Origin of the sequence: Nocardioides gansuensis, from assembly GCF_003076135.1 — a bacterium.
Taxonomy (GTDB): domain Bacteria; phylum Actinomycetota; class Actinomycetes; order Propionibacteriales; family Nocardioidaceae; genus Nocardioides; species Nocardioides gansuensis.
Window position 1 is genome coordinate 40846 of sequence record NZ_QDGZ01000002.1, and the last position, 23698, is coordinate 64543.

A 23698-nucleotide genomic window follows, 5' to 3' on the forward strand; every position below is an offset into this window, starting at 1 on the left:
GCGTCGTCACAGCGACGGGCGGGCGAACGACGCGCGGAAGGCCAGCCTGCCCCGGAGGAACTCCCTCGGGCTGTTGGCACCCAGCACGGCCGTGACCCGCCCGTCGACGTCCCACACGGGCACGAACTTTCCGCTCTCGAGGTGGCCGGACGTGATTCGTGGAGCCACGTCCTTCGGGGGATGCCCCACGGACATGAGCCGGAGCTCGCCCTGGTGGGACCAGAAATGGTCCTCGGTGACGTCGTCTTCGAGTGGGAGGCCGCTCGGGGTGCGGGCAGCCTCTGGGCGGAGTCGGCGGCTGCGGTCCAGTGCTGCACCGGCGAGCAGTGGTCGGCATCGTCGTGCACGCACACAACATCCCCCGCGCCGTACACGCGCGGCACGGAAGCGTGTCCCGACGCGTCGCAGACCAGTCAGGCATGCGTGCGGAGGCCGGCTGCCGACATCCAGTCCAGCTCCCTCATGACGCCGACGCCGACCACGACGAGGTCCGCCGCCTCGGTGTGGGACTCGTCGCTGAGGCGCACCGCGACACCGGTGTCGACGGCTTCCGCAGAGTCCACGGAGACTCCGCACCGGAACTCGACTCCTCGCGCTGCGTGCCACTCCTCCAGCCAAGCGGCGATGGCTTCTCCGAGGGGTCCGTGGAGCGGCTGGGTGCGAGCTCCACAACGGTGACGGCACATCCCGACGCGCGCGCGGCCGCAGCCACTTCGAGCCCGATGAAGCCGGCTCCCGCGATGGTGATCCTCGATCCTGGCGTGAGCCATTCGCGGATCGCGTGCGTGTCAGCGAGGGTGCGCGGGTGATGCACGCCGTTGATCCCATGGAGGTGGGGGAGCGAGCGCGCGTGCCGGTCCGCGATCCCAAGGCTGCCGTAGGCAAGGGGCGGCCCGTCCGGGACGGCCACCATCTTCTTCTCCAGGTCGAGCCCGGTGACACGATGCGAGAGGCGGACGTCGATGCCTGACGACTTGGCCTTCCCGGGTGAGAGCAACACGGTCGGCGACGAGTCCTGCCCGAGAAGCACGTCCTTGGACAGTGGGCGGTCGTAGGGGTGCTCAGCCTCCTCGGTCAGCACGGTGATGCTGCCGCTGTGGCGTGGAACCGTAGGGCTTGCGCCGTCCGGGCGGCAGCCAGCCCACCGCTGACTGACGACATCGCCCAGGGGGGCGCCGCTCACACGCTTACCGGGTCGGCTCCGGCAAGCGTCCGCACGGCCCGCTCGACGAGGAGGAACTTCTGGACCCGACCAGTCACGGTCCGCGGAAGCTCCGAGGCCTCGATGAACAAGACGTTGGCGGGCACCTTGTACCGGGCCACGCGCTCAGCGCAGAAGGCGATCAGGTCCTCGGCGGCCGGTGGGGCGGCAGGATTGGCCACGACCCAGGCACACCCGACGTCGCCCCAACGCTCGTGCGGAATGCCGACGACGTGTACCTCGAGGACGCCGTCGTGCTGGATGAGCACATCTTCGACGTCACTCGGGATGACCAGCTCACCTCCGAACCGGTAGGACTCCTTCTGTCGACCGGTCAGGGAGAGGTAGCCCTCGTCGTCGAGTCGACCGAGGTCGCCTGTCCGCATCCAGCCGTCGGCCGTGAACAGGTCGGCGGTCTCGGCCGGCTTGTCGAAGTAGCCCTGGGTGACGATAGGACCCTTGACGAGGAGCGCCCCGATCTGTCCCGCCGGCAGCTCCTCGCCTGTGGCGATGTCGACGACCTTGTAGACGGCGAGACTGCCCGACAATGCCTCGTCGCCGGCGCACCCACCGGGCTTCCGCGTGCCGTTCGTGCTGGCCAGTCGATCGAGGCCGTCTCCGGGAAGCGTGCACATCGTTGATGCGGTCGTCTCGGTCTGCCCGTACGCCGTGTAGATGCGCTCGACACCGAACACTTCGTCCATGGCGGCGAACATCCCTTCGGGGTGCGGCGTACCGGAGGAGAAGATGCTTGTCATGGGCGAGAGGTCGTAGGTGCCAGCCCGGGCCTTCTCCAGGAGCACGCTGGTCATGGCGGGAACGCACATGATCTCGTCGACGCCGTGCCGTGCGACAGCGCTCAGCATTTCCGCGCCGTCGAAGATCGTCTTCGGGACGATGGAGCCCGACACGAACAAGGTGGTGATCGTGGCCTCCACGTACCCGAACACGTGGTAGAGCGGCATCGCGTACATGATCCGGAAGCCTGCGGGCAGGGCGCGGTGGTACGCACTGGAGTAGGCGGTGCGCAGCACGGCGTCGTGGGTTAGCAGGACGCCCTTGGCCTTGCCCGTGGTTCCTGACGTGTAGAGGAGGTCGGACACCGCTTGGGGATCGGCGGCACCTGTCAGGTCTACGACGAGTGCCCGTGGCACATCCGCACCTCGTTGGAGCAGGTCGTCGAGGGATGCTCCGCGAGGGGGCCGTCCTCCCGCTGTGGCGAAGACGATTACCTCGCGCAGGTCGGGAAGTGCCTGACCCCCGCCTGCCTCCTCCCAGCCCGGGATGAGCTGGTCCAGCTCTGCGAGGTAGTCGAGGCCGCGGAACGTGTCCATCGTGATGAGCAGGGTGCTGCGCGACTGTCGGAGCACGTATCCCAGCTCCTGGTGGCGGAGCATGAAGTTGACCGACACAGACACCGCGCCCAGTCGGGCGACGGCGAACTTGAGCGCCACGGCCTCGACGAAGTTGGCCATGTCGACGGCGACATGGTCTCCGGACCGGACGCCGGCGGCGTGCAGGCCGGCGGCGAGGTCCAGCGAGAACTCCGCCAGCTCGCGGTACGTGTAGGTGCGTTCGTCGGTCAGGACGTAGGGGAGATCGGGGAACTCGGCCGCGACAGTGTCGAGCAGCTGCGCGGTAGTGCGCGCCTGCCACGGACCCCACTTCTCCTCGAGCATTGCCCGACTTTGATGGACCTGGTCCTCCAGCTCCGCTGCAGTCTTCACGGCTGGTCGGTTCCTCTCGTGACGGGTTCGTGGGGTGCGACGATCAGCTCGATGTCGTCGTCAGTGAGTCCTGCCTCCTGCAACACCTCTGTGGTGTGCTCACCAACCGCAGGAGCTTGTCGGCGCGGCGCGGTCCGGGCGAGGTCCATCGGGAGGTGCACCTGCTGGAGGCTGTCCACCCTCCCGGGTTCGGCGGGTGCGATGAGTCGACGCTCGCGGGTGAGCGGGTGTGCGACTGCCTGGGCCAGGTCGTTGACGGGACCCGCGGGTATCCCGGCCTCCTGGAGGACGCTCAGCCAGTGATCGGCCTTCTCGGTCGAGAGGACCCGCTGGATCAAGGAGGCCAGCTCGTCGCGGTGGGCGATTCGGTCCGGCATCGTCCGGAACCGCGGGTCGTCGACCAGGTCGTCGAGCCCCAGAGCGAGGCAGAGGTTGCGGAACATGCGGTCGGTCGACGTGGCGATCATGATCGGTTGGTCCAGGGACTCGAACGCTTGGTAGGGAGCCGCGCTGGGAGCCGCCGATCCGAGCGGGCCGGGGAAGGACCCTGTGGCGAGGAGGCCGATCACTTGGTGGCACTGCAGGAACAGGCCGGAGTCGATGAGTGTGGACTCGACGCGCTGGGACTCGCCCGTCGCGTCGCGTCGCACCAGGGCAGCCTGGACGGCGAGAGCGGCCCAGAGCCCGGTGGAGATGTCGATGATGGAGGGAGCCGCGCGCACCGGACTGCCTCCGGGTTCGCCGGTCATTGCCATGATGCCGGTGAAGGCCTGCACCAACGCGTCGTAACCCGGGCGGTCGTGGCCGAGCGGACCGGTCCCGAACGCATTCACAGACACGTGGACCAGGTCTGGCTTGACCGCTTGCATGTGCTCGAAGCCGAGCCCCAGTCGGTCGGCGACACCGGGCCGGAAGGACTCCACGACGACGTCCGCAGTGGCGACCAACCGGAGCACGGCGGCCCGTCCGTGGTCGGACTTGAGGTCGATCGCGGCACTTCGCTTGTTGCGGTTGACCGTTTGGAAGACCGTTGCCTCCGGACCCCAGAACGGAGGAAGCGATCGTGTGGAGTCGCCGAGGCCGGGCCTCTCGATCTTCACGACATCGGCACCCATGTCCGCGAAGATGAGGCAGGCGAGGGGACCGGCGATGTTCTCGCTGAGGTCCAGCACCCTGAGGCCGGCATACGTCTCCTGGAACTCCACGTTCCCTCCTTCTAACAATCACTTGTTTTTACCGTGCGACTGTCGTCACAGTCAAGGGTCTCAACGAGTTTGCCCCATCAGTCGGTGCCGCCCGCCGCAACGTCGTCAACCAGTAAAACGAACGTTTGCTTGACCTTTGCGCGCTTCCATGACACCCTTGTGGGTCCGCCAGAAAAGTGGCGATGGTCCCTGTCAATGTGGAGCACCTCATGAAGCTGCGCGTCAACGGGTCGGTGTGCACAGTCACGCGCGCTCGTGGACGCGACACCAACCGGTCACGCGTGAAGTTCGTGAGCGTGGAAGAACTGCTGGCCGCCAGTCGCACCTGACATCGCCCGCCCAAGGAGGTACCGACCCGCATGGAGACTGAGAACGAGAACGCGATCAACCAGTTGCTGGATCGGCAGGCGATCCACGACTGCCTGGTCCGCTACAGCCGCGGTGTCGACCGCCTGGACCGTGAGCTGTTGCTGTCCGTGTACCACCCGGACGCCATCGACGACCATGGCATGTTCGTCGGCGGGCCGGAGGAGTTCGCCGACTGGGTCATCCCCATGCACACCTCGATGCACCTCAGCCAGCAGCACGTCCTGATGAACCACTCGTGCGAGCTGGACGGTTCCAGCGCGCACGCCGAGACCTACTACATGTTCGTGGGGATGAACCGGCAAGGACCTCCGGTCTCGATCAGCGGTGGGCGCTACGTGGATCGTTTCGAGAAGAGGGACGGCCGCTGGGCCATCGCACATCGGGTGTGTGTCCGTGACTGGATCCTGACTGACGAGGCCGTGGACCCGGACGACCCGGCCGCCTACACGGCGGTCAAGGGTGGCCTTCCTGCAGAGCTCGCGATGCTGATGGCATCGGCGACCCCATCCACCCGCGACCGCACGGACGCGTCGTACGCACGCCCTTTGGTCATCAGCAATGAGCGGCTCGAAGCCGCTGATCGAGCCTGATGGGACCGGGGCGCGCAACGAGCCGCGGGTGCCGGACGGCAGCTCGCGCGAGCGCCGACGCATGACCATCGCGAAGGGGTCCGCCTCGCACGAGCAGGCGCGCTCGGCGTTCGCTACGTCGCCATTCTGGTCCACGACGCTCCAGGAAGGTCGACTGCAACGCGAGCCGACCTTGCAGGTGCACGCGAAGACCATGGGCACCGCCAAGACGCTGTGCGGCCAGTCGACCCTGTCCTGGGCCAAGTTCTGGGACGTCAGCTTCGCAACCGTCCGCACCGACCGCTGCCCCCGGTGCATTGAGGCCCTGATCACCCGCACCGACGTCGGTCGCAAGGACTAGCTTGCTTGGAATGACATGACCCTTTCGCGCCGAGGGCGAGACTTCCCCAACCTGGGCTCGCGCCGCGCGCCCGTCTCCAAAGCTGCGCGAGCACCCTTCTTCGTCTCTGGGCCTTTCGCGCGCCTTGCGGAGCCAGGGGACGGCTCTCACATCCTTGAAGGACCTCCATTCCACGCCAAGCGAATGGGGACGACCACAGCCATGTGCGGGCAGTCCGCAACCGGGTGGCGCAAGCTGTGGGAGGTCCCGTTCTCGGCCGACGTCCCAGGCGTGTGTCCAACATGTGCCGACGTCGTCCGACGCATCCATCGCGGCTAATAGTGCCACGGCACTCAGGTGGGCATGTGTGTTCTGACGCCGGAAGCCGCATCTTCGTCCGACGGCCTTGCTGGTTGACGGGGGTCTCGGTTGCATGTCAGAGTATAAAAAACAATCGTTCGTTGGACCGACGCGGAGCTCAGAGCACGGCCGCGATGCATTCGTTATGGCCTTGCCCGCGAAAACCGAGTTTCCGCAGGACGCGCGCGGCTCGCGACGGGCCGATGAGAGGAAAACTGAGATGACGAAAGAACCCGACTTCGACGCCGTCGTGATCGGTGCCGGTCTGAGCGGCCTGTACCAGGCCTATCGCCTTCGCGAAATGGGCTACCGGGTGCTCGGCGTGGAGGGGTCTGACGACATCGGTGGGGTCTGGCACCACAACCGCTACCCGGGGTGCCGCATCGACTCCGAAAGCGAGGTCTACGGCTACTTCTGGAACGACCAGCTCATGCAGGAGTGGAACTGGTCCGAGCGCTTCGCCTCGCAGCCCGAGGTGCTGAGCTACATCCATCGCGCGGCCGAGATCATGGACATCCGCAAGGACTTCATCTTCAATGCCAAGGTCGACGAGGCGGTGTTTGACGAGCAGAACAACCTCTACACGCTCGGGTTCCAGCAGCCGTACCGCGCGCCGGTCACCGCGCGGTTCGTGTTCTCAGCGCTAGGCCCGCTGTCCACTCCCCAGATGCCCAACCTGGCCGGAATCAACACGTTCAAGGGCGAGAGCTACCACACCGCGAACTGGCCGCGCGACCCCGAGGGGTTCGGCCCCGCCAAGCTGGACTTCACCGGCAAGCGAGTCGGCGTGATCGGGGTGGGATCGACCGGCGTGCAGGTGATCCAGGAGATGGCCAAGGTCGCCGGACACCTGACGGTGTTCATGCGGGACCCGAACTGGTGCACCCCGCTGGGCAACGGGCCCATGACCCAGGAGCGGATGGACTACATCAAGTCCCACTACCCCGAGTTCACTGCCAAGTGCGACGCGTCCCTCGCCGGCTTCCCGCACGAGTTCATCCAAAAGGACCTGTTCGACGTCCCGAAGGAGGAACGCGACGCGACGCTCGAAGAGCTCTACAAGGGGCCCGGCTTCTCGCTGTGGCTCGGGGCCTACCAGGACGTCCTGTCGGACCCCGAAGCGAACAAGTACGTCTCGGACTTCGTGGCACAGAAGATCCGCGAACGGGTCAAGGACCCCCAGGTCGCCGAGCTGCTGATCCCCAAGGACCATGGCTTCGGGATGAAGCGGGTGCCGCTCGAGACCAACTACTACGAGGTCTACAACCAGGACAACGTCGAGATCGTCGACCTCCACTCGACCTCGATCACCCGCGTCACGCCTGAGGGCATCGAGACCCCCGAGGGCCTGCACGAGCTCGACGTCATCATCTACGCCACGGGCTTCGACGCGGTCAAGGGATCGTGGAACCGCATCGACATCCGCGGTGTGGACGGCGTCGCGCTGAAGGACGAGTGGGAGAAGGGCATCACGACCTACATGGGTATGCAGTGCCCCGGGTTCCCCAACTTCTTCATGCTGGTCGGGCCGCAGAGTGGCGCCACCTTCTGCAACATTCCGCGCTGCTCTGCCCTGGCCATCGACTGGCTGAGCGACATGATGGTCCGCGCGAAGGAGTCCGGCGTCCAGCGCATCGAACCCGAGCTCGCCGCGGCCGAGAGCTTCACGCTCTACGCCTCCAAACTTCAGGCCAAGCTGCTGCTGGGCCAGACCAACTCTTGGTTCACCGGCATCAACACGAACATCCCGGGTCGCGACAAGCGCGAGGTGCTGCTGTTCGTCGGCGGCAACCCCAGGTTCCGGGCGTACTGCGACGACGTGAAGAAGCACGACTACAAGGGCTACGTCATGTCGTGATCCGCCGCCACGTGCGCGAAGCAATCACGGTGAAACCGCAGCGAAGGAGCAAAGGGAATGACTCGACTGTCCGGCAAGACGGCCGTGGTGACAGGGGGCGGAAGCGGCCTGGGGTCGGCCATCGCGACCGCCCTGGCGGCCGAAGGGGCGCATGTCCTGGTGGTGGACCGGCACGCCGAACCGGCTGAGGAGGTCGTCGGAAAGATCACGGCGGCCGGTGGGTCGGCGGCAGCCGAAACGTTGGACATCGGCGACCGCAAGGCTGTCAACGCCTTCGGTGCGCGCGTGGTGGAGCAGTACGGCACGCTCGATGTGCTGGTCAACAACGCCGGCATCTCGCCGCGCAGCCGGCCGGAAGATCCCGATCAGGCCGAGCGGTGGGACGAGATAGTCAACGTCAACCTCACCGGGCACTGGGACGTCACCGTGGCCCTGCTGCCCGCGCTGAAGCATCCCGGTGCCAGCGTCATCTTCCTGTCGTCGATCGCCGGATTCACCGCGCCGAGGTCGAGCGCGGCCTACGGCGCCACCAAGGCAGGCGTCCGTTCCCTCGTGCAGTACTTCGCTCGCACGCTAGGTCCGACGGGTGGCCGGGTCAACGGATTGGCGCCGGGCCGCATGAAGAGCGGCCTGATGACGGTCACGGGCGAGGGCAACGAGAAGTTCCTGCAGCGGGTGCCGCTGGGTCGTGTGGGCGAGACCCACGAGATCGCCGGCCCCGCAGTCTTCCTCGCCTCCGACATGTCGTCCTACGTCACGGGTGTCACGATCCCCGTCGATGGGGGTTACCTGGCGCTCTGACTGGGCTTGCCGTCCCTCGCAAACAGGAGAAGACACATGGCGTTGACCACGATCGAGCCGTTCCGGCCGGAACACCTCACCCAGGTCGGCACTGGCTTGAACCGCCCGGAATGCGTTCTGGCTGCTCGAGACGGATCGCTGTACACCGGCGACTGGACTTTGGGCATCGCGCGTATCGCCCCTGACGGGACCACTGGCCCAGCGGTCGAGGCGGAGCTGGTCGCGCAGGGCTTCCGGCCGAACGGCATCGCGCTGACGCCGGACGGTGACTTCCTGTTCGCCAACATGGGGAGGGCAGGTGGCGTCTGGCGGGTCGGCCGGCAGGGTGACGCCCGCCCCTTCGCGACAGAGCTCGCGGGACATCCCATCTCGCGCACCAACTTCGTCCTGATGGACGGCGACCGGGCCTGGATCACGATCAGCTCGTTGTCGCGCCAGCACGAGCACTTCACTGCGCAGGAGGACACCGGGCAGATCCTGCTGGTGAAGAATGGTGAGGTGACCGTCGCCGCCGACGGACTGAACTGGACGAATGAGGTGCGGATCTCGCCCGACGGCCGGCACCTCTTCGTCAATGAGACGTTCGCCTGCCGCACCACGCGGTACGACCTGGCAGCCGACGGCACGTTGAGCAACCCCGTCCGGCTCAACTACCCGGGCGACACCTACCCCGATGGCATGGCCTTCGATGCCGAGGGCGCGCTATGGATCATCTGCGTCATCTCCAACCGTCTGATCCGTGTTGCGCCGGACCTGTCCTGGACGGTCCTGTTCGAGGACGTCGACCGCAGCGAGCTCGACCGCGTCGCCTCGGCTCACGCCGCCGGCCGCCTCACCTGGAATGACATTTCGCAGAGCCGTGGGTCTCGGGTGTCGAACCTGGCCAGCGTCGCCTTCGGAGGTCCAGATCTGAAGACGCTCTATCTGGGCGGACTCGGCGTGTCGGCGGTGCAGGTCCTGCAGTCACCGGTGGCTGGCGTGCCGATGGAGCATTGGCGATGAGTCGTGGTCGGTTTTGACGTTGGAGCCGCGGCCCCATCCGGCGTGGGTCTCGACCAGCTTCAGGCTGACTGAGCTCCTGGCCAGTCTCGATCTGTCGATGGATGGCGCGTCGGAGGTCGAGGTCGACTGCCTTCCCGCCGAGCACGGCGGCATCCTGGGGGCTCAGATGCTCGGGCAGGCGGTCTCGGCGTGCGAGACCGCGACCCCGGGCAAGGTCGTGATGAAGCTGTCGATGAACTTCCTGCGGCCGTCGCGGTGCACGTTGCCGGTGCGTGTGGCACGGCGTCACATCAGCAACGGTCGCCGGTTCGCCGTCGTCGAGGTCGACTTCGAGCAGGAGGGCCGGCTCGTTGCGCGAGGTGAGGCGCTGCTCGGGCCACCGTCGGACCACGTCGACGCGCTCGACGTCGACGTCGACGTCGAGGTGGCAGGAACGCCGACCGCGCGCGCTCTGTGGCCCTGGGAGATCTTGTCCCCGACGGACGACCCGTCGGCGAGCGCGGTGTGGACACGGGTCCCGATCCGCTCACTCACGCCTCGCGCCAGCAGGTCGTTGCTCGCGTACGCCACCGAACCCCTGACCGTCCCCCTGGTGATCGACCGGCACGGCATGCGCGAGCGCGGAGGTGAGATCCCCCAGGCGGTCCTATCGCACTCCATCACCTTCGCGGCGGCGTTCGACGCCCGGGACTGGCACCTGCACCAACCTGAGATCGTCGGCCAACGAGGTCAGATCGTCACAGGGCGGGGCGCGGTGCTCGACAGGTCGGGGCGATGTGTCGCGACGACGGAGACGGTCGCTTCGGTCGAGCTCTGAGTCGCCACGGAAGTCTCCCGAGACTCACTCGATGACGACTCCACGTCGGTGCAGCTCCTTGAGCCCCTCGTAGATCCCTGCGCTGCCACGCACTTGCTCGATCTCGGCGTCCGTGAGGCCACGCCGCACCTTGGCCGGCACCCCTGCCACGAGGGATCGAGGTGGAACCACGGTTCCCTCCGTGACCACGGCGCCAGCAGCGATGAGCACTTCGTCCCCGATGTCCGCGCCGTTCATCACCGTCGCTCCCATGCCGACCAGCACGGTGTCGCCGATGGTCGCACCGTGGATGATCGCGCCGTGGCCGACGGTCACCCCTTCGCCGAGGGTGATGGGATGCCCCTCGTCCACGTGGAACACACAGTTGTCTTGCACGTTGGACCGGGGGCCCACGACGATGGATTCGTTCTCGGCGCGAAGGGCCGCCCCGTAGAAGACCGAGGCGCCCTCGCCCAGCTGGACCGAGCCGACGAGCACCGCACTGGGAGCGACCCACGCTGATGCCGCAACGATGGGCGAACGGTCGTCAAGGGCGATGAGCATGGCTTGCACGCTAGTCGGCTGGGTGACTCTCACGGAGCACCGCGTCGATCTGCTGTTGGGTCAGTCCGGCGGCCTGGAGAACCTCGATCGTGTCTGCGCCTAGGGAAGGTGGCCAGGACGAGTCCTGGCGAGGCTCCTCCAGGGGGAGGCGTGGCAATTGCTTCCCTTCAGGGCCTCCAGACGGGTCGAGCAGGACGTCGCGCTCGACGGTCAGTGGGTGGGCCAGCGCCTGAATCACCGTGTTGACCGGTGAGGACGGGACCTCGGCCTCGAGGAGCAATTGCTCGAGCTCGGCATTGGTCAGCGCCCGGGTGCGCGCCTCGAGCAGCTCGTGCAGCTCCGTGCGGTGCCGTACGCGATCCTCGACCGTCGCGAACCGGGCATCCTCGGCCGTCTCCGGGCTCTGCAGCGCTCGGCAGAGGCGGCGAAAGATGGCATCGTTGCCCGCCGCGATCATGGTCCAACCCGTGCTCGTCCTGAAGGCTTCGTACGGCGCGGTGATCGAGTACGCCGACCCACTCGGTGCCGGGGGCTGACCAGTCTCGAGTGCCGCCACGATCTGGTTGGCAAGCATCGCGAATCCGGCATCCACGAGTGTCGCGTCGACCTGCTCGCCCCTGCCGGTGCGGTGCCTTCGCTCGAGGGCAGCCATGATCGACATCGCTGCCCACATTCCGGTGCTGATGTCGATGAGTGAGACAGGCACTCGAGAAGGCGGAGAGTCCGGATGACCCGTGGCGGCCATGATCCCGCTGAATGCTTGGATCACCGGGTCGTACCCGGGCAACGCGCGGCCCAGCGGCCCCGCGCCGTAGGCGGAGACGGAGCAGTAGACCAACCGGGGGTTCAGCGCCGCCACGTCGGCGTATGAGAAACCGAGCTTGTCCAGCTTGCCCGGTCGGAAGCTCTCGATCAGTACGTCCGCCTGCTCGACGAGGCGCATCGCGGCGTCACGACCCGCCGGCTGTCGAAGGTCAAGCTCCACGCTGCGCTTGTTGCGATTGAAGGCCAGGTAGACAGCGCTGTCACCTTCGATGAACGGGGGCATGTGGCGGCTATCGTCGCCCCGGGCCGGGCGTTCGATCTTGATAACTTCGGCACCGAGGCTGGCCAGCACCATGGAGGCCATCGGCCCTGCGATTACGCCGGTGAAGTCCACGACCCGCAGGCCGGCGTAGGTGGATCTACCGGAGTTCATGAGCCTTGCCCTGCCACGTAGGGGAGTCTAAGGCCGGGCGCGCCTCGCGCCTTGACTGCTCCCGTCGTTCGACGAGGCGCCCTGGGACACTCGGCTGCGTAAGCGAGTGACCCGGGGCGTCTCGTCGAACACGGGTCTATCGCACAGTGGCGCAGATCACAACGATGCTTGAAAGGTCAACGTCGGACGACGGAACTTAGGTGGGCGGTGCCCGAGGTGGATCGGTGATGGCTCGAACGTTCGGCAGCTATGGGGTCGGATCGCTCGGCGCGGCAGGAAAAGAACCGGCGGCTGACTTTGGGCGGCCCGTCGCACGGGCCAGCGGTCGGTATGAGCGCCTGGGCTGGTGCCTGCGTGGAGCGGTAGTGTCGGTTGGGACGCCTCGAGGACACGGACCACATGACGGAAGCTGTCTTCTTCTCGCGGGGGCCTGCGGACTTGCCGTTGGAGGTTACGTCGTTCGTGGGCCGCCGGTCTGATCTGCGCCGGATCCGGGAGGTGATGTCGGAGTCGCGGTTGGTCACGTTGACGGGGTTCGGGGGGATCGGCAAGACCCGGCTGGCGTTGCGGATGGCCAGCGAGTTGCGGCGGGTGTTCGATGGCGTCTACGTGGTTCCCTTCGGTGGGGTGGCGGATTCGGAGGCGGTCCCGGAGCAGTTTGCGGCCGCGTTGGGTCTGCATGGACGGTCCAGAGGGTCCGCGACGATCACGGTTGTCGAGTATCTCCGGCCGCGGTCGGTGCTGCTGGTGCTGGACAACTGTGAGCACGTCGTCGAGGTGGTGGCCGTGCTCGCCGACACGTTGCTGCGGACCTGTCCCAAGGTTCACATCCTGGCGACGAGTCGGGAGTCGTTGCGGACCGACGGTGAGGTCGAGTACCCGGTCATGCCGCTGACCGTTCCGGAGCATGTGTCGGGTGAGGAACCGCTCAACCAGTTCGAGGCCGTCCAGTTGTTTCTGGACCGTGCCCGTGCGATCGTCCCGGGGTTCGACCTCAATGATGAGAACCGCGCCGCCATCGCTGCGATCAGCCGCAAGCTGGAAGGCATCCCGCTCGCGATCGAGCTCGCGGCGGCGCGTCTGCGGACGTTTTCCCCGGCCGAGCTGGACGCGCGTCTGTCCGACCGGTGGGAGCTGCTCAGCCGGGGCAGTCGCACCGCGCCGTCTCGGCACAGCACGATGGCGGCCTGTGTGGAGTGGAGCTTCGACCTGTGTACTCCCGAAGAGCGGTTGCTGTGGGCCAAGGCGGCTGTGTTTCGCGATGGGTTCGAGCTCGACGCGGCGGTAGCGGTGTGCTCCGAGCCTGAGGACGATGAGCCGATCGAGGAGACGCTGGCCTCGCTGGTGGAGAAGTCGGTGCTGACCTCGACCCAGGACCAGGGCGTGCACCGCTACCGGATGCTCCCCCCGATCCGATACCGCGGTCGCGTCGAGCTTGGCCGGATCGGTCGGGACGCTGAGCTGCGCCGCCGCCACAAGGACTTCTACGTCGATCTGGTCGCGGGTGCGCACGAGGACTGGTTCGGCCCCCGCCAGCTGGACATGCTGAGCCGGCTTCGTCGCGAGGGCGGCAACCTCGGGAAGGCGCTCGAGTTCTGCGCGGTGGAGTCGGATAGCGCCGACCAGGGCCTGATGGCCGGCGCCAACCTGCTGGAGTTCGTACTCGTGGGGGGCCGGTTCGGGATAGGCCGGCAGTGGTTCGAACGAATACTTTCCGGACGCCCCGGGGATCCCGAAACCCGAGCGCTCGCGTTGCGAACCGCCAGTGTGTGGGCAGCGATGCAAGGAGACACGGAGTCGGCTGTCTCGCTCCTCGACGAAGGCCAGGCGCTCGCGACTCGGCTCGGTGGTGAGACCGAGACGCTCCTGGTCCAGGCTGCCGGCTTCGTCGCGATGTTCGCCGGAGACCCCGCTCGGGCCGAGGAGCTGCTCACCGAGGCGGCACGCGGCTTTGCCGCGTCTGGGAACGATGCGGAGCTGGCCTTCTGTTACGTCCTGCTCGCGCTCGAGCGCAATCTTCGCGGCGACCTCGACGGCGCCCTGGAATCTAACCGAGCATGCCTGGCGCTTACCGAACCCGTGGGCGAAGTCTGGCTCCGGTCCTGGTCCCTGTGGATTGCCGGGCAAGCGCTGTGGACACGAGGCGACCCGGGGGCCGCCCGGGCGATTGTCATGCAGAGCCTGCGCCTCAAGCGGGACATCGCCGAACCCCTGGGGATCGCCATCCTGCTGGAGACACTCGCCTGGATCGCGGCCGCCACCGATCCGGCGCGCGCGGCGACCCTGCTGGGGGCGGCGCAGAACGAGTGGGACAAAATCGAGACCTCGGCCCGGGTCCTACCCTGGCTCGACACACCACACCGCGAGGCCATGGACGTGGCCCGCACAAGACTCGGCGACGCCGCACTCGACTCGGCCTGGTCGGACGGGCGGGCCCTCGACCAGGCAACCGCGATCGCGCTCGCATTAGAGGAACCCGCGCCTGCCGCCAAGAGCACCACCGGCCCGCGGACCCGCGCATCGCAGTCGGGGCTCACGCGTCGCGAGCGCCAGATCGCTGAGCTGGTCCACCAGGGGCTCAGCGACAAGCAGATCGCGGACACCCTAGTCATTTCACCCCGCACAGCCGAGACCCACGTCCAGCACATCCTGACCAAGCTCGGCTTCACCAGCCGGACCCAGGTCGCCGCCTGGATCGGCGAGCAGCGCAGCTCCGACGACCGCTGAAGGCGGTGAGCTCTGCCCAGGGTGCCGACTATGACGATCTACGAGCAATCGTGGGGCACGCCAACGGACGCACGGTGTTCGAGCGTTTCGACGCGAGCAGGCCCGCGGGTCATCACGCCGTTTACTCGGACACCCGAGAGCGTGATCGCCACGCTGGACGGGATCGCCGAGGATAAGGGGCGACTGTCCGTTGAATCGGGCGATCTGCGGCAGACATCGAGTCGCTCGGAAATCCAGGGTGATCTGCTCTCCCACAACGTTCTGGCCCAGCTGCGGAACTGGTCGAGGGTGTAGCCGTACGCCTCCACATCGGAGGTGATAGCGAGTATCGAGTACGCGGCCAACGATCCCTGGTGGGCCACGACTACCACCCTGCGACCCTGTTTCGGTCCGCGTACCGCCGCAAGGCGTGGGGACCTCTGAACCAGCGGTTCTAGCCCATAGATCCGCATCCACCTCCCACCGGGAGGCCACCATCGCGATCCCTCGCCGCGCACGACGGTTGCCCGGGGAGGAAGATTCGGTGGCGCGCGGGCAGGCGCGCCAGTCCACGGGGTCAGCGGGTGCCGGCTCCAGCGAGGTCGCTGTCGGTGGTGGTCGTCCAGGTCACGTAAATGCCGTTGGGGTCGGGCCGGGAGTTGGTGATGGTGCCGCCGTGTGTGCGGATCGTGGCCAGGAGCGGTGCCAGTGCGTCGGTGGGGACGACTGTGGTGTGCCAGGTCATGGCGCGCCGCCGATCAGCTGCACGAGGCGTCCGGTCATCACCTTGCCGCGGAGCGGGTGGTCGCCGCGGGTGCGGGTGACCGTGAACCAGCCGTCCCAGTACGCCGAGTCCGGTCCGCGTCGTGTGCCGTACTCGAGGCGGACATAGCCGACCTGGCGGTCGGCGTCAAGGACGCAGGCGCCGTCCCGAAGGGCGGAGCCGAAGGCGTCGCGCAGGTACTTCTCGTTCTGTCGCAGCACGACTCCACAGCGACCTAGTCAGGCATCGCGGTGCGCTCGCCAGAGACTGCCCACCGGCGATCGCGTTCTCATTTCGACGAGGCGCCGTGGGACACTCGGCTGCGTGAGCGGGTGACCCGGGGCGTCTTGTCGAACATGGGTCTATCGCACAGTGGCGCAGATCATAACGATGCTTGAAAGGTCCACGTCGGACGGACTTACGTGGGTGTGCGGTGCCCGACGTGGATTAGTGATGGGCTCGAATGTTCGGCAGCTTGGGGTCGATCGGTCGGGGTGGCCGGAAGAAGCTGCCTTTGGGCGGCCCGTCGCACTGGCCAGCGGTCGGTATGAGTGCCTGGGCTGGTGCCTGCGTCGAGCGGTAGTGTGTGTCGGTTGGCACGCCTCGAGGACGCGGACCGCATGACGGAAGCTGTCTTCTTCTCACGGGGGCCTGCGGACCTGCCGCTGGAGGTCATGGTTTCGAGGACACCGTCGGTGCCGGAGTCGAGCGGCCCCATCCTGAATCGGCGGTGAGCCGCTCAAGCAGTGGCTGCGTCCGGTGCGCCACCGGAGTCGAGACGGTGAAGGTCGACGTCGTCTTCCGCACTCCGTCGATGCCGACTATGGCCGCCGTCAATGTCTGAAGGGCCTCAAGCGACTCCAGCGAGACGCTAACCAACAGGTCTTCACGACCCGCTTGAATCCGAACTTCGAGGACCTCCGGTAGGGCACGCAGCCCCTCAACGATGCGGCCCATCACCCGCTGGTCGATGTCGAGGCTAATCAGGGCGTTGACGACCAGGCCTATCGCGCTCAGGTCGATGACCGGCTGGTAGCCGAGCAGGACGTCGTCTGTCTCGAGTCGGGTGAGACGGTGCTGGACCGTGGCGCGACTCACGCCCAGCTTGGTAGCGATCTCCGCCACGCCGGGGCGCAGGGTGTCGGGAAGCCGTCCGAGGATCTCGACGTCGAGGCGGTCGAGGCTGGTCATCGTGCGTAGCTCTCCTGTCCGCCGTAGGGCCTGGTCCAGTCAATCTGCAAAGTTCCCAGCCGTTTAGTTGACCGTCAGTGTACCCGCTATCAGGGTTATGCCTACCGAAAGAGTACATCCCGTCGACGCACCGGCCACCCATCGTGTCGCGCCGTCGGAAAGGAGTAGAAGTGACGACCATGGCCCATCTTCCGTCCACCCTCGAGGTCGTCGACATTCCGACCGTGGCCCACGAGCGCGTGGTCCGGTGCCGCGACGAGGCGACCCGGCTGCACGCGCTCATCGCCGTCCACTCGACTGTGCTCGGGCCCGCCCTCGGCGGCACCCGTTTCAAGTCCTACGCCAGCGAGCCCGAGGCGCTAAAGGACGTCCTGCGCCTCTCCGAGGGCATGACCTACAAGGCGGCCGCGGCAGGGCTGCCGCTCGGTGGCGGCAAGGCCGTGATCGTGGGCGACCCCGACGACCTCAAGACCCCAGAACTGCTCGCTGCGTACGGACGGTTCGTCGAACACCTTCAGGGCCTGTACGTGACGGCAGCCGACGTCGGGACGACCGCACAGGACCTCGACATCGTCTACTCCCAGACCCGCCACGTCGTCGGCCGCACCGGTGCCACCGGGGGGTGGGGCGACAGCGGCTTCTCCACTGCGCTCGGGGTCTTCGAGGCCATGCGCGGCGCGGCCGAGCTGCTCTGGGGCGTCGAAGGGCTCCGCGGTCGCCGAGTCGGCGTCGAGGGGGTCGGCAAGGTCGGTCGCCACCTCGTCGACCTGCTGCTGGCCGAGGGAGTGAACGTGGCCGTGGCTGACCCCTCAAAGGCAGCGCTGCACCAGCTCGTGGCGAATCAAGGTGACCGCGTCCAGATCCTGCCGTCCGTACTCCACGCCAACGTCGACGTCTATGCCCCGTGCGCCCTCGGGGCCACCTTGGACCACGAGAGCGTCGACCGGCTCCGAGCACGCCTCGTATGCGGCGCGGCGAACAACCAGCTGGCGACCCCTGATGTCGACGCGGCGCTGCTGTCTCGCGACGTGCTGTGGGTGCCGGATTACGTCGCCAACGCGGGCGGGCTCATCCAGGTCGGAGGCGAGTACCTCGGCCGCACACCCGACGGGGTGCACAACGACGTGGTGCGTGTGGGCGAGACCGCGCGCCAAGTGCTCATGGCGGCGCTCGAGCATCGCATCGGGACTGGCGCGGCGGCCACAGCCCTCGTCTCCAAGCGGCTCCACCGCGGCGACAGTACGTCGTGAGCACGCGGCTCGAGGCACATCGAGTCCGCGTGGACCTCGCGCACCGCGACCGGTCGACGTTCCTCTCGCTCGTGTCGATGCTGCACCGCCGCGGCGTCGACGTCGTGGAGGCGCAATTGCACGCCGTCACCGACCACCACGCCGGGTTCACGGCCACCTTCCTGGCCACCCCGTCCCACGCGACCACAGTGGTCGCGTCCCTGCGCAACCTCGTCGACGTGCTCGATGCGGAGCTTTCCAGCGCCGCGCCAGCGGCGTCGGCGGGGTGAGAGCGCAGCCCCGACTCGTCTTGTCACCTTTCACCGTCTGGGAGACCCGCCATGTCCACCACCACCGACCGACCCAGCGCCGCCGGACCGGCGCCCCTGCGCGTCCAGGATCCTGAGTTGCAGGGGCCGATCCGGCTGGTCGACGCCGACGGACGCCTGACCCGGCGCGGCCGTGAGCGGCCCGTCGACGTCGACAAGGCATGCTGGCTCTACCGCGACATGGTTCTGTCGCGTTTCCTCGACCGCGAGGCGGTGGCGCTGCAGCGGCAGGGCGAGCTGGCGCTGTGGCTGCAAAGCGAGGGGCAGGAAGCCGCCCAGGTCGGCTCGGTGCACGCGCTGGCGGCGCAGGACCACATCTTCCCCAGTTACCGCGAGCACGCCGTCGGGCTCGTCCGTGGCCTTTCGCCAGCCGAGCTGCTGTCCCAATGGCGAGGCGTGGCGCACGCCGGGTGGGACCCGTTCGAGCGCCGCTATCACTTCTACTCGCTCGTACTCGGCACGCAGACGCTTCACGCCGCCGGCTACGCGTTAGGCTGCAAGTTGGACGGCGAGGACGCAGTGACGGTCGTCTACTTCGGTGACGGCGCCGCCAGCCAGGGCGACGTCAACGAGGCCTTCAACTGGGCCGCCACCATGTCCCTGCCGATCCTCTTCATCTGCCAGAACAACCAGTGGGCCATTTCCACGCCGACCACCAAGCAGTTCAGTACCCCGATCCACACGCGCGCTGCCGGGTTCGGCCTGCGCACCTGGTGGGTGGACGGCAACGACGCCCTCGCGGTCCACGCCGTGACCAGCGAGGCCGTCGAGACCATCCGAGCCGGCAGGGGCCCCGCCCTGATCGAGGCCGAGACATACCGGGTCGGCGGCCACAGCACCTCCGACGACCCTAATCGCTACCGCACGGACGAGGAGCTGGAGAGTTGGCGCCGGCGGGACCCGATCGCCCGCCTGCGTGTCGTCCTGGAGGGCCTCGGAGTGGCGCCGCCGTGGTTCGAGGAGGTCGAGGAGGATGGTCGTGCGCTCGCCGTACGGACACGCCAGGAGTGCCAGGCGCTGCATGCGCCGGACCTGGCCGACCTCTTCTCCGAGGTCTACGCCGACCCGCACCCTGTGCTGCAGGAGCGTGCCGCGTACGAGGCCTTCGCCGCCATGGTTGAGGGCGGTGTCTGATGGTCCACCTACCCCTGGGCAAGGCCCTCAACTTCGCCATGCAGCGCGCCATGCGCGACGATGACCGGGTCGTCGTCCTCGGTGAGGACGTCGGCACCCTCGGCGGAGTCTTCCGCGTGACGGACGGGCTGTCCGTCGAGTTCGGTCCCAATCGCGTCTTCGACACCCCGCTCGCCGAGTCCGGCATTGTGGGAACGGCCATTGGACTAGCGCTGCGCGGTTACCGGCCCGTGTGTGAGATCCAGTTCGACGGCTTCGTCTACCCGGCCTTCGACCAGATCGTCAGCCAGCTCGCCAAGATGCGCGCGAGGTCCCGTGGCCGCGTCTCCCTGCCCGTGGTGATCCGGATTCCCGCCGGCGGCGGCATCGGCGCAGTGGAGCACCACAGCGAGTCCAACGAGGCCTACTTCGCCCATACGGCCGGTCTGCGGGTGGTCTCGTGCGCGACGGCACAGGACGGCTACCGCCTCTTGCGGGCCGCCATCGCGAGCGACGACCCTGTGATCTTCTTCGAGCCCAAGCGGAGGTACTGGGACAAGGGCGAGGTCGACCTCGACGCCAGCCCTGCCTCCCTTGACCGGGCCCTCGTCCTGCGCAAGGGCCGCGACTGCACGCTGATCGCCCACGGTCCGACCGTCAAGCTCGCGCTCGCCGCCGCCGAGGCGGCCAACGAGGACGGCGTCTTGGTCGGTGTGGTGGACCTCCGCTCGATCTCCCCGCTCGACGTCGAGACGCTGCGGCGATGTGTCGCGGAGACCGGTCGCGCAGTCGTGGTCCACGAGGCCTCGACATTCCTCGGTATCGGCGCCGAGGTTGCCGCGGCCGTCACCGAGGGCTGCTTCTTCGCGCTGAAGGCGCCGGTGCTCAGGGTGGGCGCGTACAACCTCCCGTATCCGCCGGCCAAGGTAGAGGAGGAGTTCCTCCCGGACGTCGACCGCGTCCTCGTGGCGATCGACCGATCCCTCAACTTCGGAAGGACGCCCGCTCATGCCTGACGTCGAGGTGTTTCGCCTCCCCGACGTGGGGGAGGGCCTGACCGAAGCGGACGTGGTGACGTGGCACGTCAAAGTGGGTGACGCGGTGGCGATCAACGACGCGCTAGTGGATGTGGAGACCGCCAAGTCCGTCGTGGAGTTGCCGTCGCCATACGCCGGCGTGGTGTTGGAGCTGCACGTCGGCGAGGGCGACACCGTCCCGGTAGGTCACCCGCTGATCTCGATCGCAGCAGCCGCGACCCCAGGCCAGGTGGCACCCCCGGCAGTGGTACCTGGCTCCGAGGGAGCCGTCGTACCGACTGCCGGGGAGCCAGCGGCGGCCGAGGAGGCGGCGGCCGAGGAGGTGCCGGCCGAGAAGGTGCCGGCCGAGAAGGCGCCGAAGGGTCCGCTGATCCTCGTAGGCACGGGCCCGAAGGAAGCGGTGCCGCGCCGAGTGCACCTACGTCGACCAGAAGGGGAGCCCTTCGATCGGCATCCCCCCGGCGAGAATGCCGCCCTCCCCACGGGTCAGACCGCCACCGACGCCGCTGAGACGCGTATCCCCATCAAGGGCGTCCGCAAGGTGACGGCCGAGACGATGGTGCGCTCGGCCTTCACCGCGCCCCACGCTTCCATGTGGACGACCGTCGACGTGACGGCCTCGGTCCGGCTCGTCGAGCGGCTCAAGCGCGACCGCGAGTGGTCGGGGGTGCGAGTGAGCCCGCTGCTGGTCACCGCTCGGACCGTTGCGCTCGCCGTGCGAGAGGTCCCCGACATCAACGCCTCATGGGACGACGCAACCCAGGAGATCGTGGTCCGCAGGGACCTGAACTTGGGCATCGCCGCGGCTACCCCGCGCGGGCTCATGGTGCCGAACATCAAGGGCGCCGGATCGATGTCACTTCGCGAACTGGCGATGGGCCTGGACGATGTCGTCCAGCGCGCTCGTGCCGGCGCGCTCGAACCCGCGGACATGCGCGGAGGAACCCTCACGCTTACCAACGTCGGCACGTTCGGGGTCGAAGGAGCCACGCCTATTCTGAATCCGCCGGAGGCCGCGATCATCGCCCTGGGCGCGATCCAGCAGCGACCTTGGGTCGTCGACGGGCAGGTGGAGGTCCGCGACGTCATGACCCTGTCCATCTCGATCGACCACCGGCTCGTCGACGGCGAGCTTGGGGCCACGTTTCTGCGGAAGGTGGCGATGCTCCTGCATGACCCGGGGCTCGCTCTCCTGTGAAGCCGATGAGGGCTCCCGCTGGCAATCACCCCAGGCACGGTTCAACCGTCCCTTGCCGGTCGTGGACTGCGGGGGCACAAGCGGTGGCGTTGGATCACTTGGCCCATGTCGGTGGGCGCATCGTCGGCGTCGCGCACCAATGGTCCGTTTATGTGCATTGACACTCAAATACCATCTACCCGTTCTAAGGGGCTGTTATGGCTAACCACACCTACCGCGTTGTAGAAATCGTCGGCACGTCTGGCGACGGAGTCGATCAGGCGATTCGCAACGGCATCTCACGAGCGTCCTCTACGGTGCGGCACGTGGACTGGTTCGAGGTGATTCAAGTTCGAGGGCAGGTACGGGACGACAACGTCCAGCACTTCCAAGTGAGCATGAAGGTCGGCTTCCGCATCGAGGACTAAGCACCACTTGGCGGGAGTGTGGGATCAGCCGTCATCCCTGGATGGGGTCAAATCATCGGCATCCCGAGCAGCCTCGCGGCCCTTGGAGCGTGGCCGCTGTTGGGACTGCTTGCGCTCGGCCCGGACCTGCGGCGCCGGCCGTTTGCGCACGCTCGTCAGCGTTCCTAACCGTCGACGACCAGCGCGCGTCCGTTCCTCGACCTACAGGAAGTCACCTTCAACGTCCTCGGATTGGGTGAGTGCCGGACGTCTCTCCGCCGGTCCTGGCGAGCACCGACCGGTCCACCGCGCCAATGGAGTCGAGCCCCAGGAGGTGCAGCGAGCGGTGCAGCTCGGCACGCAGCAGCTGCACGACGCGCTCGACGCCCGGCTGGCCAGCGGCGCCGAGGCCGTAAAGGTACGGCCGTCCCACCAGCACAGCGGTGGCACCCAGCGCCACCGCTGTGATGACGTCTCGACCGCGGCGGATCCCGGAGTCGAGAAGCACCTCCAAACCGGCTGGACGAAGCACGTCAGCGATGGGCTCCAACACCTCGAAGGGCGACGGGACGCCGTCCAGCTGGCGGCCGCCGTGGTTCGACACGACCACGGCGTCTACCCCTTCGTCAACGCATTGCCGCGCAACCTCGACGGACAGCACTCCCTTGAGCACGACGGGTCCGGCCCACCGATCTCGAATTCTGCGGATGGTGGGCCAACCGAGATCGCGCTGAAACAGGCTGGGAAAGCTCGACGAGCTCGCGAGGATATCAACGTCCGGCAGGTTCGGCGTGCCAAGGGCAGGGCCTCGCAGAAACGCCTGCGACCAGCCCGGGTGACGTACACCCTCCAGCACCGTCCGAGGGGTGATCGAGGGTGGGATCGTCAGCCCGTTGCGCACGTCTCGTTCTCGCCAGCCCGCGACGGGCACGTCCACGGTCACAACCAGCACGCGGAAGCCAAGGCTGGCAGCCCGATCGAGAAGTGCGTTCCCGCGCTGCTCATCAGCCAACGGATAGTAGTTGAACCACATGCGGTCGGGGCAAGCCGATACGAGGTCGTCCAGGTCAGTGTTGGACGCCGCGGCGGAGACGGTGTAGACGACGTCCTCCCGGCGTGCCGCACGCGCCACAGCCACCTCGCCGTCCGGGTGGACGATGCCGGTGAAGCCCGTCGGGGCAAGGAGTATCGGCAGGCTGTGCCGCTCGCCGAGTACCTGGCAGTCCAACCTGGTCTGACCGACCCCTTGAAGCACTCGAGGGTGCAACGACCAGTCGTTCTTGCGGCGCGCGTTGCGCTCCAGGGTGAGCTCGTCCTCGGCGCCACCGCTGACGAACTCGAAGACTGGACGTGGTAGTCGCCGCTGTGCCGCTCGCTCGGCATCCTCGACGGATGCCCACGCCTCCGGTCTATGCCGGCCCGGTGGTCTGGCGCGCAGGAGTCCGGCCAGTTCTCGTGGCTGCATAGTCACCTCGCAGGAACCGCCCGTCGCCTTGCGCGAGGGACGCTGCCCATCCAAGCGCTCCGTGCACACGGTGGGGATGTGGTCCCCGTACTGACGTCAAGGCACGAACTGTGGTGATGGCACAGAGCCTCCTGCGCCGGCCGCAGCGACTGCGGAGGGCGGCGGTGGAGAAACACCCAAACACTGCGCACATCACTGTGAGTTCCGCACACCTTGTGGTCGGTTTCACAGCCTTCGACGTTGTTACGGTCATGCAAACGTCGTTCGGCCGGCTCACCAGCCTTCCCAAGT

The 23698-nt window shown here is 67.4% G+C and carries 23 protein-coding genes and 1 pseudogene; 14 read left to right on the forward strand and 10 right to left on the reverse strand.

What is annotated here, in order from left to right; genetic code table 11:
* Positions 1–6: 6 nt before the first annotated feature.
* The 4 genes and pseudogenes from DDE18_RS24205 to DDE18_RS04475 form a co-directional block, all read right to left on the reverse strand.
* Positions 7–351, reverse strand: a complete 345-nt coding sequence (locus DDE18_RS24205; protein ID WP_133241150.1) for an oxidoreductase C-terminal domain-containing protein — start codon at positions 349–351, stop codon at positions 7–9.
* Between the two features lie 62 nt (positions 352–413).
* Positions 414–1183 (reverse strand): annotated as a pseudogene (locus tag DDE18_RS04465) (FAD-dependent oxidoreductase).
* Entirely contained in the window at positions 1180–2880 is a 1701-nt protein-coding gene (locus tag DDE18_RS04470; protein ID WP_116571063.1) for a class I adenylate-forming enzyme family protein, read from the reverse strand. Before DDE18_RS04470 ends, DDE18_RS04465 begins: the two are co-directional and overlap by 4 nt.
* Before the next feature lie 44 nt (positions 2881–2924).
* Positions 2925–4133, reverse strand: coding sequence for a CaiB/BaiF CoA transferase family protein (locus DDE18_RS04475; RefSeq protein ID WP_116571064.1), 1209 nt, complete (start codon positions 4131–4133; stop codon positions 2925–2927).
* A 359-nt stretch (positions 4134–4492) separates the two neighbouring features.
* Here DDE18_RS04475 and DDE18_RS04480 point away from each other — a divergent pair, with 359 nt between their 5' ends.
* The 6 genes from DDE18_RS04480 (at position 4493) to DDE18_RS04505 (ending at position 10249) form a co-directional block, all read left to right on the forward strand.
* A complete protein-coding gene (locus DDE18_RS04480) occupies positions 4493–5092 on the forward strand; it encodes a nuclear transport factor 2 family protein (protein ID WP_116571065.1) in 600 nt (199 codons plus the stop codon).
* Between the two features lie 28 nt (positions 5093–5120).
* Positions 5121–5432, forward strand: coding sequence for a hypothetical protein (locus DDE18_RS04485; RefSeq protein WP_133241151.1), 312 nt, complete (start codon positions 5121–5123; stop codon positions 5430–5432).
* 559 nt (positions 5433–5991) lie between these two features.
* Positions 5992–7629, forward strand: a complete 1638-nt coding sequence (locus tag DDE18_RS04490; protein WP_116571067.1) for a flavin-containing monooxygenase — start codon at positions 5992–5994, stop codon at positions 7627–7629.
* Between the two features lie 57 nt (positions 7630–7686).
* Positions 7687–8430, forward strand: a complete 744-nt coding sequence (locus tag DDE18_RS04495; protein WP_116571068.1) for an SDR family NAD(P)-dependent oxidoreductase — start codon at positions 7687–7689, stop codon at positions 8428–8430.
* Between the two features lie 36 nt (positions 8431–8466).
* Entirely contained in the window at positions 8467–9432 is a 966-nt protein-coding gene (locus DDE18_RS04500) for an SMP-30/gluconolactonase/LRE family protein (protein ID WP_116571069.1), read from the forward strand.
* Positions 9433–9529: 97 nt separating this feature from the next.
* The gene (locus DDE18_RS04505; RefSeq protein WP_133241152.1) at positions 9530–10249 is read left to right on the forward strand and encodes an acyl-CoA thioesterase domain-containing protein; all 720 of its coding nucleotides are present in this window, start codon (positions 9530–9532) and stop codon (positions 10247–10249) included.
* A 24-nt stretch (positions 10250–10273) separates the two neighbouring features.
* Here DDE18_RS04505 and DDE18_RS04510 read toward each other — a convergent pair whose 3' ends face one another.
* Positions 10274–10792 (reverse strand): gamma carbonic anhydrase family protein, encoded by a 519-nt coding sequence (locus DDE18_RS04510; protein WP_116571071.1) that lies wholly within the window; start codon positions 10790–10792, stop codon positions 10274–10276.
* A gap of 10 nt (positions 10793–10802) precedes the next feature.
* Positions 10803–11990 (reverse strand): CaiB/BaiF CoA transferase family protein, encoded by a 1188-nt coding sequence (locus DDE18_RS04515; protein WP_116571072.1) that lies wholly within the window; start codon positions 11988–11990, stop codon positions 10803–10805.
* Positions 11991–12389: 399 nt separating this feature from the next.
* Here DDE18_RS04515 and DDE18_RS04520 point away from each other — a divergent pair, with 399 nt between their 5' ends.
* Together DDE18_RS04520 and DDE18_RS22595 are read left to right on the forward strand one after the other, a co-directional pair.
* Positions 12390–14717, forward strand: coding sequence for a LuxR C-terminal-related transcriptional regulator (locus DDE18_RS04520; protein WP_116571073.1), 2328 nt, complete (start codon positions 12390–12392; stop codon positions 14715–14717).
* Positions 14718–14747: 30 nt separating this feature from the next.
* Positions 14748–15011 carry a hypothetical protein gene (locus DDE18_RS22595; protein WP_133241153.1) on the forward strand — a complete coding sequence of 88 codons (264 nt, stop codon included), beginning with the start codon at positions 14748–14750 and terminating at the stop codon, positions 15009–15011.
* Positions 15012–15273: 262 nt separating this feature from the next.
* On the opposite strand, the gene DDE18_RS22825 is transcribed toward DDE18_RS22595, so the two are convergent.
* The 3 genes from DDE18_RS22825 to DDE18_RS04530 form a co-directional block, all read right to left on the reverse strand.
* Positions 15274–15441 (reverse strand): hypothetical protein, encoded by a 168-nt coding sequence (locus DDE18_RS22825; protein WP_165821033.1) that lies wholly within the window; start codon positions 15439–15441, stop codon positions 15274–15276.
* Positions 15438–15680 carry a hypothetical protein gene (locus tag DDE18_RS04525; protein WP_116571074.1) on the reverse strand — a complete coding sequence of 81 codons (243 nt, stop codon included), beginning with the start codon at positions 15678–15680 and terminating at the stop codon, positions 15438–15440. Before DDE18_RS04525 ends, DDE18_RS22825 begins: the two co-directional genes overlap by 4 nt.
* 451 nt (positions 15681–16131) lie before the next feature.
* The gene (locus DDE18_RS04530; RefSeq protein WP_116571075.1) at positions 16132–16650 is read right to left on the reverse strand and encodes an Lrp/AsnC family transcriptional regulator; all 519 of its coding nucleotides are present in this window, start codon (positions 16648–16650) and stop codon (positions 16132–16134) included.
* A gap of 179 nt (positions 16651–16829) precedes the next feature.
* Between DDE18_RS04530 and DDE18_RS04535 the strand changes: the two genes are divergently transcribed.
* The 6 genes from DDE18_RS04535 (at position 16830) to DDE18_RS04560 (ending at position 21963) form a co-directional block, all read left to right on the forward strand.
* Positions 16830–17900, forward strand: coding sequence for a Glu/Leu/Phe/Val dehydrogenase dimerization domain-containing protein (locus DDE18_RS04535; RefSeq protein ID WP_116571489.1), 1071 nt, complete (start codon positions 16830–16832; stop codon positions 17898–17900).
* Positions 17897–18169, forward strand: a complete 273-nt coding sequence (locus DDE18_RS04540) for a hypothetical protein (RefSeq protein WP_133241154.1) — start codon at positions 17897–17899, stop codon at positions 18167–18169. The genes DDE18_RS04535 and DDE18_RS04540 overlap by 4 nt, the downstream gene beginning before the upstream one ends.
* Positions 18170–18220: 51 nt before the next feature.
* Entirely contained in the window at positions 18221–19342 is a 1122-nt protein-coding gene (locus DDE18_RS04545) for a thiamine pyrophosphate-dependent dehydrogenase E1 component subunit alpha (RefSeq protein ID WP_116571077.1), read from the forward strand.
* Complete coding sequence (locus DDE18_RS04550) at positions 19342–20337, forward strand: alpha-ketoacid dehydrogenase subunit beta (protein WP_116571078.1); 996 nt, start codon at positions 19342–19344, stop codon at positions 20335–20337. The genes DDE18_RS04545 and DDE18_RS04550 overlap by 1 nt, the downstream gene beginning before the upstream one ends.
* Positions 20330–21556, forward strand: coding sequence for a dihydrolipoamide acetyltransferase family protein (locus tag DDE18_RS04555; protein ID WP_116571079.1), 1227 nt, complete (start codon positions 20330–20332; stop codon positions 21554–21556). The genes DDE18_RS04550 and DDE18_RS04555 overlap by 8 nt, the downstream gene beginning before the upstream one ends.
* Before the next feature lie 197 nt (positions 21557–21753).
* Positions 21754–21963, forward strand: coding sequence for a dodecin (locus tag DDE18_RS04560; protein ID WP_116571080.1), 210 nt, complete (start codon positions 21754–21756; stop codon positions 21961–21963).
* A 217-nt stretch (positions 21964–22180) separates the two neighbouring features.
* Here the strand turns inward: DDE18_RS04560 and DDE18_RS04565 are convergent, their stop codons facing one another.
* Positions 22181–23407 (reverse strand): alpha-hydroxy acid oxidase, encoded by a 1227-nt coding sequence (locus DDE18_RS04565; protein ID WP_116571081.1) that lies wholly within the window; start codon positions 23405–23407, stop codon positions 22181–22183.
* Positions 23408–23698 lie beyond the last annotated feature (291 nt).